This is a genomic window from Thermotoga profunda AZM34c06 (genome assembly GCF_000828675.1).
Lineage (GTDB): Bacteria > Thermotogota > Thermotogae > Thermotogales > DSM-5069 > Pseudothermotoga_B > Pseudothermotoga_B profunda.
Genome location: NZ_AP014510.1, coordinates 2,052,290 through 2,064,201, shown reverse-complemented (window position 1 = coordinate 2,064,201; position 11,912 = coordinate 2,052,290). Strand labels below are relative to the sequence as shown.

Sequence of the window (11,912 nt, the reverse complement as noted above, 5' to 3'; positions counted from 1 at the left end):
ATGGGAGATGAAAGATGTCAACTGAGTTTCTTTCGTACTTCATAAAAACTCAGCAATATACGTTGCCCTTAGATTGTGACGAGATCTTCCAAAGACAAGCAAAACTCGCCGTTGAAATAGGATTTGGCAACGGCGAGTTTCTTGTTTCTCTGGCTAAGCAAAAACCAGAATATAATTTCATAGGATTTGAAACATCGATAACATCTCTTGTGAAAATTCAAAGAAAGATACATGCTGAATCACTGAAAAATATAAGAGTAGCGCTTGTGGATGGTAGATTTGCCCTTAGAGAATTTTTCAAAGACAACAGCGTTGAGGAGGTCTACACTAATTTTCCATGTCCGTGGCCTAAGAAATCTCACCAAGATAAGAGATTCACAAACCAGGGTTTTGCAGAGACATTGAGTGCTATTTTGAACTTTGAGGGTATCTTCCAGCTTGTCACAGATGTTAAATGGTATGCAGAGCATATGAAAGATATCCTCTTAAAAACTGAATGCTTCGATTTGATTCAATTCAATGAGAACGATAAGATGATCGTTGGGACCAGATATGAGAAAAAATGGCTATCGGAGGGCAGAAAGACATATATCTTAGTCGCCAAAAAGAAAGGTTACTTGAATATTCAAAGATGGACCTGGGAGGAAGGCTCGATGCCTCATATTCATCTGAATGATGTGAACGAACAGAAAATTTTGCAATTATCAGGGAATGTTTTTAGATACCATAAAGGTGTGTTTGTGGTCAAAAATGTATATGTTCGTGAGAATGAGTATCTTTTGAGAATAGTTTCAAACGAAGAAGGCTTTCAGCAAAGGTATTTTATAAGCATTGAAAAAGAGAAAGATGGCTGGCTTGTAAAGCTCGATCCAGATGCTCCTGCTTATAGAACACCAGTGGTGAAATTTTCTGTGAAAAAAATATCTGAGGTGATTTGTCTTTGAAATTTTCCGTTCTTGGTGCAGGAAGCTGGGGAACTACATTTGCAAAATTACTCATTGAGAATGGTCATGAGGTTTTACTTTGGGCAAGGAGAGAAGAATTAGCAGAACAAATAAACAAAGATCACGTGAATTTGGAATACTTACCTTCGATAGAACTTCCACCTACTTTGATTGCAACATCGAAAATATACGAAATCGAGCAATTCAGTGACAATCTCGTGATAGCCGTCCCAGTAAAGTATCTGCAAGAAACCTTGGAAAAAATAACTACAGTACCAAAAACTGTTATAAATCTTTCAAAAGGCATAGACAGCAAATTGAGAACGGTAAGTTCCATTGTAGCTTCCAAGTGGCAACGTGTGACTTACGCGATACTTTCTGGACCATGCCATGCGCCTGAAGTGGCAAGAAGGCTTCCTACAAGTGTTGTCATTGCATCTGAAGATGAGTACACGGCGAATTTATTTCAATCTGCTCTGAGCAATGAATTTTTCAGAGTGTACACCACTGAAGATGTTTTAGGTGTTGAAATCTGTGGAGCTGTAAAGAATGTGATAGCTATAGCTGCAGGAGTTTTGGATGGCCTTGGTCACTGGCACAATGCGAAGGCTTCTTTGATAACACGTGGTCTACATGAGATAACACGATTCGGATTAGCCATGGGTTGCAAAAGCCCACTTACTTTCATGGGACTCGCAGGCATGGGAGATCTAATAGTTACCTGCACAAGTAATTACAGTAGAAATAGATATGTTGGTGAGATGATAGGTAAAGGGATGGTTCTGGAAGATTTACTTTCAAACATGAAGATGATTGCCGAGGGGGTTCATACTGTCGGGCCACTTTTAGAGCTCGCAAAATCATTAAACGTGGACATGCCCATATCTCAAAAGGTTTATGAGGTACTCTTTTTGGGCAAAAAGCCACATGAAGCCATTTACGAGTTGATGAAAAGACCATTGAAGATCGAAAATGAGTTCAAACAAATTGATCTACAACCTGCTTCAAGGGATATCTAATTCTCACGACAGTCAATAAATAAAAAATAAAGGCGGGGATCACCCGCCCGTAATATGAATCTTTTTGGCATTAACCTGGTACATCATACCAGAACGTTGCATAGAAACCAAATGGAATGCTATCCCACCATGTAATACCAGCGATTGCCCTTTTGTTAGAAACTTTGAGTGTCTGGGTGAATATGTAACCGTCGAACCTTTGATCATCTTGTGTATTATTTGGCGTGTTTGCAAAATCAACCAAGAAAACTATGCGATGTCCAAGTGTACTACCTTTACCGGTATATCCAGGACCCGTCATACCTGAGATATTATCTTGGGGATTTTTCAGTATCGCGTAAGTGAGATTGTATCTGGTTTTGTTTGCATCTTCAATATAACCAGTTCCACCTTTGAAAAAGACTAATGTTCCTTCCCAGCCATCCCAATATATCTTCCAGACAGAGCCATAAGGACCAAGAACATCAACTTCTTGAACCTTGGTAGACAAAAGTGGTACAAAAGGAATACTTGGCTTGACTGGTTGAATCTGCCCCACTTGAGCAAAGATCAAAGTACTGAACAAAACAATCGATACCAGTAAAATTTTGCCCATAATCATCCCTCCTTAGGATGGGTAACTCAATTTTATATCACAAATTATTAGAAATACATTAGAAATTCCTTGGAAGAATTACATAGAAGATGATACAAGTTTCACATGAGCCAATGAAAGAGAAGAATTGTACCTAATTAAGAGAGGGTACAAAAATTCATATTGACAGTTTCTGTATTATAGAGATCAGTATATCCATTTTTCAACTGCTGTTGCTGTTCTCTTAGTAGCTTCTTCTGCTCTATTAAGGATCAAAACCCTTGTTTGCTCAAATAAAACTTCGAGTACATGCAACTGGGCAATTTTAGATCTTATCGCTCCACTTTGAAATGGACTCTCTCTAATGGCAGTCAAGATGACATAGTCTGCGTACTTTGTGAGTGGCGATCTGCTGTAAGCTGTGATAGCAATTACACAGGAATTATTTTTCTTTGCCATTTCAGCCATATCCACTACGAGCGCCGTTGAACCAGTCTGCGAAAAAGCGAGCACACAATCTTGTTCATTACTTTCTGAAAGACTCATTGCTAATATGTGTGTGTCTAAAGAATATCTTACATCTATACCGATTCTCATGAACTTATAAAAGGCATCCATTGCTGTTATTCCAGAAGCACCAACTCCTAATAAAAAGAGTTTTCTGCATGTAGCTATTCTTTTAGAACACTCTTTGATAATTTGCTCATTTAAGCTCAAAAGTTTTGAAGTTTCCTCGATGACTTCTATGTGATTTTGCCGTACTAGTGATATCAAATTGTTTGTTTCTTTTTCCTGTTCACGTTGTCCTACACTTCTGGCAAGTGCGATTTTAAACGGATGAAAACCAGAAAAACCGAGCTTTTGGCAGAATCTAACAATTGTTCCTTGACCTACGTGGAGTTCTTCCGCTAATTCTGTAATGGTCATATACACCAGCTTTTGCGCGTTATTCATCACAAAATTTGCAAGTTCTTGTTCTTTTTTGGTAAAATGAAGCCAATTTATCTTCATAATGGCTTGGACATCTTCCAACGATTCAACACCTCACTAATTTTTCCCGCGCGTGTATTACTGCTCCGATTATACCAGCAGTATTCCCAAGTGTTGATAGTTCTATTTGAGAGAGATTATACAGAGATCTATAAGAGTAAAATTTTATGTTTTTTCTAAGTATTTCAAGTGCATCTGTGCCCAATTCGCAGAAGCCACCGCCAATTACAACAATCTGTGGATCAATTGTAAGAAAGATCTTATCAATCAGTACAGATAGATCCTTACACATTTTTTCAACGGCTAATACAACATTTTGATCTTTTTTCTTGAATCTCTCTATTAATACACTTCTGTTTTTTTCTTTCGCATACTTGTGCAGTACTTTCATTGATATATAAGCTTCAGCACATCCTTTTTTCCCACAATTACATTTTCTGCCATATGGTTTGAGAATGGTATGTCCAATCTCGCCGGCTTCCCAGTGTTCACCAAATATCAATTGATCATTCAGGATAATACCCCCACCCAACCCTGTACCAATCGTTAGAAGGACTAGATTTGATACGTTTCTTTTTCTTGCCTCAGCCAAAGCTGCTGCGCGGGCGTCGTTAATAACGAAACAAGGTATCTTATATCTATCTTTCACCATTTTTGAGAGATATAAACCAGACCAATCGGGAATATTGGGGGAAGCGTAGAGAATAATTCCTTCATTTGAGTCGATTCTCCCAGCTGATGCAATACCTATGACTTCTATTTTCTCTCGATTCTCATTGAGAATTTTGTCAAGTATCTTCCAGAGTGTTTCTAACGGTTTCTTTTTATTTATTAGTTCAAGAATGCTATATTCAATGATATTATTTTCTGTGACTAAAGCACCTTTAATTGCCGTTCCACCGATATCAATCCCTATTGCTATTTTCATTCTTTTAAGCCTCCTGTAAAAGCTTCTACTAAATATTTTTGAACATAGAAAGCAAATACAAAGGGTGGTATAACAGACAAAGTAGTGGCTGCAGCAATTCTTCCCCACTGAACACCCCACGCAGTTATGAACAAACTGGCACCAATAGTAAGAGTTGTGGCTTTCTTTATACTCAGTATGAGAGCAAACAGAAATTCGTTCCAGGAATACATAAAACTCAAAATAAAAGTTGCTACCATTGGTGATGAGATCATTGGGAGTATTATTCTAAGAAGGATTTGCACTCTATTTGCACCATCTAAGTGAGCTGACTCCTCTATCTCTTTTGGTATGTCTTGCATAAAACTGACAAGTAAGGACAATGCAATGGGAATATTAACAAGTATGTGGACCATTATTATACCTGTCCTTGTATCTATCAAATCAAACTGCTTGAACAAAACATAAATTGATGGAGCAAATATTATCAATGGTATCGCTCTCAAGTTAGTTACGAAAGCAAGAAGAAGCGGAGAACCAACCCCAAGCCTGACGATAGCATATGCAGCCAGAAGACAAATTGTGATGGTTATCATTGAAGAAAACAGGGCTATTAAAATACTGTTTGTTAGAAATCGCGAAAAGAGAAATGTTGGACTTGTCAAGATATCATAATAATGTCTCAAAGTGGGTACAAAAAGTAACGGAGGTGGTGACTGAGAAATGGTAGCGTTGTTTTTAAAAGATGTCATTACTACATTTATCAAGGGTAAATTGAAAATAAGAATAACTATCAACAAGACTGCCCAATCTAAAAATCTCCTTTTGGATTTGATTATTACCATCTCCTTTTTGCTAATTTTATTGTCAACAAAACAGGTATCATCATTAATAAAAAGAGTATTATTCCAGCAGCACTTGCTAATCCTTGATCACCCATTGTGAAACCTGTTCTATATATAAATATGCTGATACTTGTCGTTAAATCGCCTGGACCACCACCGGTAAGTACATAAATTGTATCGAAAACTCTGAAAGATTCAAGAAATCTCAAAAATCCACCAGTCGCCAATGCTGGAATTATGTAAGGTAAAATTATATATCGGATTTTGTGAAAGGTTCCTGCACCATCAATACTGGAGGCTTCGATCAATTGAATCGGTATTCCTAACAAAGCCGCATAAATGATTAGAAAAACGAAGGGAGTCCACTGTAATGCGTCAATTCCAACTAAAGTCCATATGATATTTTTGGGGCTAAAGAAATCTAAATCAATACCGAAAAAGAACTTTATATATCCCGGTATGAGCCCGATAAAGTTATTGAATAATATTCTGTTCATCAGTCCAAATAGAGAAGGTGCCATGAACATAGGAGTTATGAGAAGTGTGAATAGAAATCTCATGCCGCGGAATTTCAAATAGAAAAAATATGCTAAGAGAAAACCTAAAAACAGCTCGAAAAATGTGGTTGTCAAGCCAAAAATCAAACTGAACTTCATGGAGTTCCAAAAATTCTTGGAGTGCAACAATCTTGAGTAATTTCCTAAACCAGTGAATGTTGAATCTTCTATAAAGCCGAAATACACGTCTCTAAAACTTATATTAACCGATAATATGAGAAGATATGCGAAAAAAATGACTACTGAGATTAAAGGAAGTAAAAATAATAAGCCAATGACTCGTCTTTTCAGTTCTTGTTTTATTGTTATTCACTCCTTCTTTATAATAAGCCCCGCAAGTTAATGCGGGGCGGTCTTAAATCTTTATCATTTTAGAACAGTTTCACATTCTTTTTGTATCTGGTTTAAAGCATCATCCAGACTAATTTGGCCAGTCCAATATCCTGTTAATTTGTTTGATATGATTTCGAGGATCGTCATAGTTTGAGCGCTTGTACTTTCAACATAACCATACTTTTTTACATGATCTGCTATTATTGGAAATTCAGGACGTTTGTCTCCCATAGCTTTGAGGATTGTTTCGACCGGAGGAATTCCTCCATTTGTGGCATACATTTTCATAGCCTGTTCGGTCGCCAGAAAAGATAGAAATTTTAAAGCTGCATCTTTTTTCTTGCTATACTTACTAAGCGCGACACCAAGCGAATGAACATGAGTAGAAGGTTTAGGCCCTGGTATAGGAGCGAGCGCCACTTTATCGTAGATCAAAGGTGATTGTTCTTTGTCGGTGAGTATGTTATAAGCTGCCGACCATTGAATCATCATAAAAGCTTTGTTAGTCTTAAAGGCTTCGTTAGCTTCGCCAAACTCATATGTCGTTACTCCTGGCGGTACTGTTCCCATGTCGTAAAGTTCCTTAAATAAAGATGCTGCTTTTCTCGCGGCTTCTGTTTTGATATTGAATTTTCCGTCTTCGCTAAACCATGAACCACCCATCGACCAAAGTGTATTGTTCCATATCATCATGTTGTAGACTAAATTTTTCATTTGCAAGACATTTCCATATTCCACGGGTGACTCAGGATTATATTTTCTTGTGAAAAAGATCGCCATTGCCTTGTAATCATCCCAATCCCATTCTTCGGGCTTCTTTGGTGATAGTTTTTGACCTAAATATTTCTGACTCAGTTCCTCATATTTGGTTTTCCACGATGAATCGCTTAGTAATCTTTCCATTAAATCCTTGCGATAATACAAAAAGTGATTGCTAACATCTAATGGCAAACCATAGAGAAATCCTTCATATGACATACTTTCGAGTGCAGATGCTATAAATACTTCTGGATTGAGTTCAAAACCCTCCAGTGGGACCAAATGTGGTGCAAGTCTTCCAATTATATACGTTGCTATAAAAACTATGTCTACAGACGAAGATCTCGCATTGAGCAATGTTTCTTGCTTCTCCCAGAAACCTTCTCTTGAAAAGTTGATGATCTCTACTTCAATACCAAGTTTCTTACCATCTGTGGAATTCCAATAGTCCACTACCTTCTGCATTGCTTCGCTTTCCGGTCCTGGCCAATAAACCATGGATACCTTAGTTGCGGAGAAAGCTAAGACTATGACCACTAACATAAACAGAACCAGTAACTTTCTCATCCTTCATCCCTCCCCTTTATAAAAGCAGTTGAACTCTCTACGAATTTCTTAATCACTAACCACGGTCTTGTTATTGCAGTGCCAATTACAACTGCATGAGCACCCATCTGAAAAGCAAGTTGTACTTGTTCTGGTGTAGAATAACCTCCTTCTGCTATTATGGGTATATCGAACTTTGCGCAAAGCTTTCCAACAAGAGTAATATTTGGTAAAATAACCTTTTCTGTATATGATGTGTAACCACATAGAGTTGTTGCTATATAATCAGGTTTCAAAGGAATGATTAATTCTGCGTCTGTTTCGTCAGCTATGTCGGCGATAATCCCAACATCGGGAAAATTAGACCTTATTTGATCGAAGAGTCGGCTTAACGGGATGGGTCTTTCTCCTCTGGTAGAATCCACCGCAACAAAATCTGCCCCAGCTTCAATTACACTTTTTGCATGATCAAAGGTTGGAGTGATGAAGGTTTCATAACTTCTATCTTTTACCAGACCAATTACAGGGATATCAACAGCCTGTTTAACGGCTCCCACGTGCTCTGCATTATTTGTCCTTATAGCTATTGAACCCCCATAACGTGCTGATTTTGCCATGTTAACAATGAACGACACATCTTGTACCGGATCCCCTGGTTCAAGTTGACAACTTATAATTATTCCTCTTGGTAATCTTTTCATGAAGACACCCCTTGTGAAATAATCTCCAAAAAATATTATATATATGGAGATTATCTCTGTCAAGTATAATGAAACCTATTCCAAAAAAATATGTAATAACAAAAATTAATATAGAGAGGAAATGTAGACGGCTGATAATTTTTACTTAATATTCCACTGTGCATATTTATTAGAAATTTTCAAAATTCTATTGATATATCTGTTTCTTGCTATTCTTCATTTTGTACAAAAGTTCATCGGCTTTTTCAAAAGCAGTTCTGTATTCGTTTGTTGAAGAAAATCTTGCAAAACCATAACTTATGTCTACAGGAAAATCAAACCTATGCTGCTTTAGTTTGCTTCTTATTCTTTCCAAGACATTCATTGCTCCCTCAGATTTTCCCGAGAGCACAATCACAAATTCATCGCCACCATAGCGAGCAGCAATATCTGAAGAGCGAATACTTTGGTTGATACATTCGGCAACGAATTTGAGAACTTCATCACCAACAAGATGCCCATAGCGATCGTTAATCTGTTTGAAGTTATCGATGTCGATGATGATTATTTCAGAAAACAGCTCTTCTCTTTCTGTGATCGCAAGTTGTTTTTTCAGTACCTCTTCAAAAAAGTTTCTACTGTACAAACCCGTCAGTTGGTCATAATAAGCCAATTGCCTTAGGTGTCTTCTTTCATCTTCAAGCTGTGAGATGATAGCGTTTACCGGATTTTTGAGACCTTCGATGACTAACCCAATCAATATAGCCAAGTAAGATAAAAATCTGAAAATATGTCCAAGAAAATTGAAAAAACCATATACATCAGAATACAGTGTAAATGAGAGTTCTCCAGCTATAGTTAAAAGAATACTCAGTACAAAAGTTTTTTGAAAGATCTTTACTGATGAATCTTTGATCTTCAAAACCTTGAAAATAGTTACTGCCAAGAGAATGACAAGAATGTATTCCGTGATCACTTTAAATGGAGTCAAGCCTTTCGTCTCGACAAAACAATCTGGGAATGCCCCGAAAAATACACAAGTAATAGATAAGATTGTAGTCACTACTAAGATCAATGAGAAATATCTTTTCTTCATGTTTGGAGAAAAGAATAAGAGTATAAAACCTAAGGTTTCAAGTGATCTTCCAATGATCCAAAACTGCGTTGGTTGATTTGCGCTCCAATTTGGGAAGATCTTAATACCTTTATAAGATATCGTGTGCAAAAAATCGACGATTGAAACAAAAAGATAGAGTATGCCAAGTTTTGTAAAGATCGGATTCTCAGCGAGTTCTTTTGTTGTGAAAGCGATAAGCATGATTGAAAGACCGGTGAATATAGCAAAAAACTCGATAATTGTGTGGTATAGAAGATAATTGTGTTTTGATAAAAAGAAAAGTAGAGTAAGCGCAATCATTAAGGGTAAGGAATAGAGTAAAACTTTCTTACTTTTTGGGTTTTCCAATGGATTGCCTCCCGATTTTTTAAGTCCCACGACTTGGTTTATTTAGTATTATAACATTATTCAATGTTTTTTCACTAAAAGAGGTTGTCAATTGTTTAGCTTTTTTCTGCGATTGTTGTTTTTAAATTGTTATATCATTCAACTTTTGTTGAGCCTTCACAATTGATTTGATTACCCTGAGCATTGAATTGAATTTTTCTTCTGCCTGTTTCAAAACTGTATGTGTCTGACTTATGTATTCTCTTTGTTGAGAGATATTTGCCTTGGTTTCTTCAAAAGTTTGGCTGGTTTTGTTTATTAATTCGGCATTCTTTTTCAAGAATTCGAGCATCTCTTGCGTGGATTTCTGGAAGACCGTGAAAAGATTTGTCACAATTCTGAGATCTTCTATTGCACTGTGAACCATATCACTCAACTGTTGTACTTTTGTGGTTATCTCTGAGGCAGCTTTGTTAGATTCACCAGCTAATTTCTGTATTTCAGAGGCGACTACCGCAAATCCCCTACCATGTTCACCTGCCCTGGCAGCTTCTATAGAGGCATTCAAGGCTAATAGATTTGTTTGCTTCGCTATTTTTGTTATTCTCTCCACCATTAATTCTGTTTCTTTGAAACTTTCCAGTGTGTGTGATGTTCTCTCGAGTGCGCTGTTGAATTTTTCGTTTACTTGGTCTAAGCTCGATCCAGATTCAGATAACTCAGAATGCATTTTTTGGCTCACTTTTTCTACGGAAGAAAATGTTTCTTTTAATTCTTCACTGTCTTTTGAAAATTTTTCCTGCATCTTTATCAATTGTTCTTCCATCTGTAGAAATCTTTGAGAAGTCGAGTTGATCTGTTCTTGCAGGTTCAGAACACGTGATACCAATGCTTCATCTAATTGATTCATGAAACTGGTCATCAAGTTTTCTGCAAAAAAGGCAGATGAAATTTTTTCAAATGTCTTTTCGTCCATTTTCTCACTTCCCATAGAATTGGTCTATCAGGTCTACTCCGCATTTCAAATCTTTAAGCCACTCGAGAAATCTTTTGGCACATTCTTTTTTCATGACTGCTCCGTGTTGAGGTGTTATCATTTCAATTTGTTTTTTGCCAACGATATCTACCCATTTTCTGCAAGCGATGTTTGAAGTCATATATCTTTTGTGGAATAGTTCTAAATTTTTCACGTGCGAATCAAAGTTTTCAGTATCTCGATATTTCTTTCCTTCCGGGAAAACACAAGCGCCTATATCACCAGAAAAAAGTATCTTCGCTACGGGATCATAAAGCGTGAAATTTCCCGTTGAGTGAAGATAGTGTGCAGGTATCAGTTCAAGTGTATTCCCACTTTTGAACTTTATCGTATCACCGTGATCAGGAATGCCAACAACTCTTCTTTTATCATAAACACCAAAATGTGGCAAGAAACGTGTCCACAGATTTGAGATGTACACTTTGCTGTTTTCAGCTATTGAAAGCCAAAGGATAATACCACTTGTCACATCTGGATCTTGGTGAGTGTAAAAAATGTGGGTTATTTTAGAGGGCTCGATTATCTCAGATACATTTGCCAAAACCCTTGGAAAAACATGTGCTCCACCGGGATCGAGTAAAATGGCTTCATTACCATCGACTATCAAGTATTGGTTTGTCTGGATTATCTCTTCTTGTTTTTCTTCCCAGCCAAGAAAGTAGTATTTGTGTACCCCGTTGTCAAACAACAAAGTGTTTTGAATCACAAAGACACCTCCTTAGAAAATTATACATTCATCTGCGGCAAAATGTTATCAAATGAATTCATTTCAATTATGAGAATGAAAGGAGTTAAGCATAGAAGTAAGATAGATTAATCAAAAAGGTAAGTGTAGTCTATGAAGAAAAACATGTTCATCAGGGTTACGATATTGCAAGGTTACTTAACTTTACAAAATTCAAATTCAATGTTAAAATAAAAGGGAGCATAAGCTCCCTGTGGTGGGCTCGGGTGGACTCGAACCACCGACCGCCCGGTTATGAGCCGGGCGCTCTACCAGTTGAGCTACGAGCCCACAGCAGAAAAGATTATACATCCTGTCCTTGATAGTGTCAAGGACTTTTAGGATGGTGATCACCTTGGAAGTCGATGTGATGAAGCTCGACCCGATTAAGAAGTTGCTCAAGAGATACCCGAGAATCTTAGTGATAAAGGCCGCTCTCATTGTTCTCAGCACAGGTCAGAAAGTCAGTGCAGAAAACATAGAAAAAGCAATAAACGATATAATGGAAACAGATGATGAAAGCAGGGATTGACTCCCTGCTTTCTGATTATCGA

General features: G+C 37.3%; 13 protein-coding genes and 1 tRNA gene. 3 read left to right on the top strand and 11 right to left on the bottom strand.

Going from position 1 to position 11,912, the window contains the following annotated elements:
* Positions 1-14: 14 nt before the first annotated feature.
* Positions 15-944, top strand: a complete 930-nt coding sequence (gene trmB, locus TSP02S_RS10045) for a tRNA (guanosine(46)-N7)-methyltransferase TrmB (RefSeq protein ID WP_041083757.1) — start codon at positions 15-17, stop codon at positions 942-944.
* Positions 941-1,963: an NAD(P)H-dependent glycerol-3-phosphate dehydrogenase gene (locus tag TSP02S_RS10040; RefSeq protein ID WP_041083755.1), complete on the top strand. Its 1,023-nt coding sequence runs from the start codon at positions 941-943 to the stop codon at positions 1,961-1,963. Before trmB ends, TSP02S_RS10040 begins: the two co-directional genes overlap by 4 nt.
* 70 nt (positions 1,964-2,033) lie before the next feature.
* Here TSP02S_RS10040 and TSP02S_RS10035 read toward each other — a convergent pair whose 3' ends face one another.
* The 11 genes from TSP02S_RS10035 to TSP02S_RS09985 all read right to left on the bottom strand — a co-directional run bounded on the left by TSP02S_RS10035 (position 2,034) and on the right by TSP02S_RS09985 (position 11,649).
* Complete coding sequence (locus tag TSP02S_RS10035) at positions 2,034-2,558, bottom strand: hypothetical protein (RefSeq protein WP_041083753.1); 525 nt, start codon at positions 2,556-2,558, stop codon at positions 2,034-2,036.
* Positions 2,559-2,744: 186 nt separating this feature from the next.
* Positions 2,745-3,569: a MurR/RpiR family transcriptional regulator gene (locus TSP02S_RS10030; RefSeq protein ID WP_232503709.1), complete on the bottom strand. Its 825-nt coding sequence runs from the start codon at positions 3,567-3,569 to the stop codon at positions 2,745-2,747.
* Positions 3,570-3,573: 4 nt separating this feature from the next.
* Positions 3,574-4,455 carry an ROK family protein gene (locus TSP02S_RS10025; RefSeq protein WP_041083751.1) on the bottom strand — a complete coding sequence of 294 codons (882 nt, stop codon included), beginning with the start codon at positions 4,453-4,455 and terminating at the stop codon, positions 3,574-3,576.
* Positions 4,452-5,231 (bottom strand): carbohydrate ABC transporter permease, encoded by a 780-nt coding sequence (locus TSP02S_RS10020; protein WP_171816342.1) that lies wholly within the window; start codon positions 5,229-5,231, stop codon positions 4,452-4,454. Before TSP02S_RS10020 ends, TSP02S_RS10025 begins: the two co-directional genes overlap by 4 nt.
* A 41-nt stretch (positions 5,232-5,272) precedes the next feature.
* Positions 5,273-5,935 (bottom strand): carbohydrate ABC transporter permease, encoded by a 663-nt coding sequence (locus TSP02S_RS10015; RefSeq protein ID WP_171816341.1) that lies wholly within the window; start codon positions 5,933-5,935, stop codon positions 5,273-5,275.
* Between the two features lie 267 nt (positions 5,936-6,202).
* Positions 6,203-7,495, bottom strand: a complete 1,293-nt coding sequence (locus TSP02S_RS10010) for an ABC transporter substrate-binding protein (protein ID WP_041083746.1) — start codon at positions 7,493-7,495, stop codon at positions 6,203-6,205.
* The gene (locus TSP02S_RS10005; RefSeq protein WP_041083745.1) at positions 7,492-8,175 is read right to left on the bottom strand and encodes an N-acetylmannosamine-6-phosphate 2-epimerase; all 684 of its coding nucleotides are present in this window, start codon (positions 8,173-8,175) and stop codon (positions 7,492-7,494) included. Before TSP02S_RS10005 ends, TSP02S_RS10010 begins: the two co-directional genes overlap by 4 nt.
* Positions 8,176-8,362: 187 nt before the next feature.
* Positions 8,363-9,619, bottom strand: coding sequence for a sensor domain-containing diguanylate cyclase (locus TSP02S_RS10000; protein ID WP_041083743.1), 1,257 nt, complete (start codon positions 9,617-9,619; stop codon positions 8,363-8,365).
* Positions 9,620-9,740: 121 nt separating this feature from the next.
* A complete protein-coding gene (locus tag TSP02S_RS09995; RefSeq protein WP_052465438.1) occupies positions 9,741-10,574 on the bottom strand; it encodes a methyl-accepting chemotaxis protein in 834 nt (277 codons plus the stop codon).
* Positions 10,575-10,578: 4 nt separating this feature from the next.
* Positions 10,579-11,337: an oxygen-binding di-iron domain-containing protein gene (locus tag TSP02S_RS09990; protein ID WP_408645550.1), complete on the bottom strand. Its 759-nt coding sequence runs from the start codon at positions 11,335-11,337 to the stop codon at positions 10,579-10,581.
* A gap of 236 nt (positions 11,338-11,573) precedes the next feature.
* Positions 11,574-11,649, bottom strand: a tRNA-Met gene (locus TSP02S_RS09985).
* Between the two features lie 52 nt (positions 11,650-11,701).
* Here TSP02S_RS09985 and TSP02S_RS10995 point away from each other — a divergent pair.
* Complete coding sequence (locus tag TSP02S_RS10995) at positions 11,702-11,890, top strand: hypothetical protein (RefSeq protein ID WP_144380768.1); 189 nt, start codon at positions 11,702-11,704, stop codon at positions 11,888-11,890.
* The last annotated feature ends 22 nt before the right edge of the window (positions 11,891-11,912 follow it).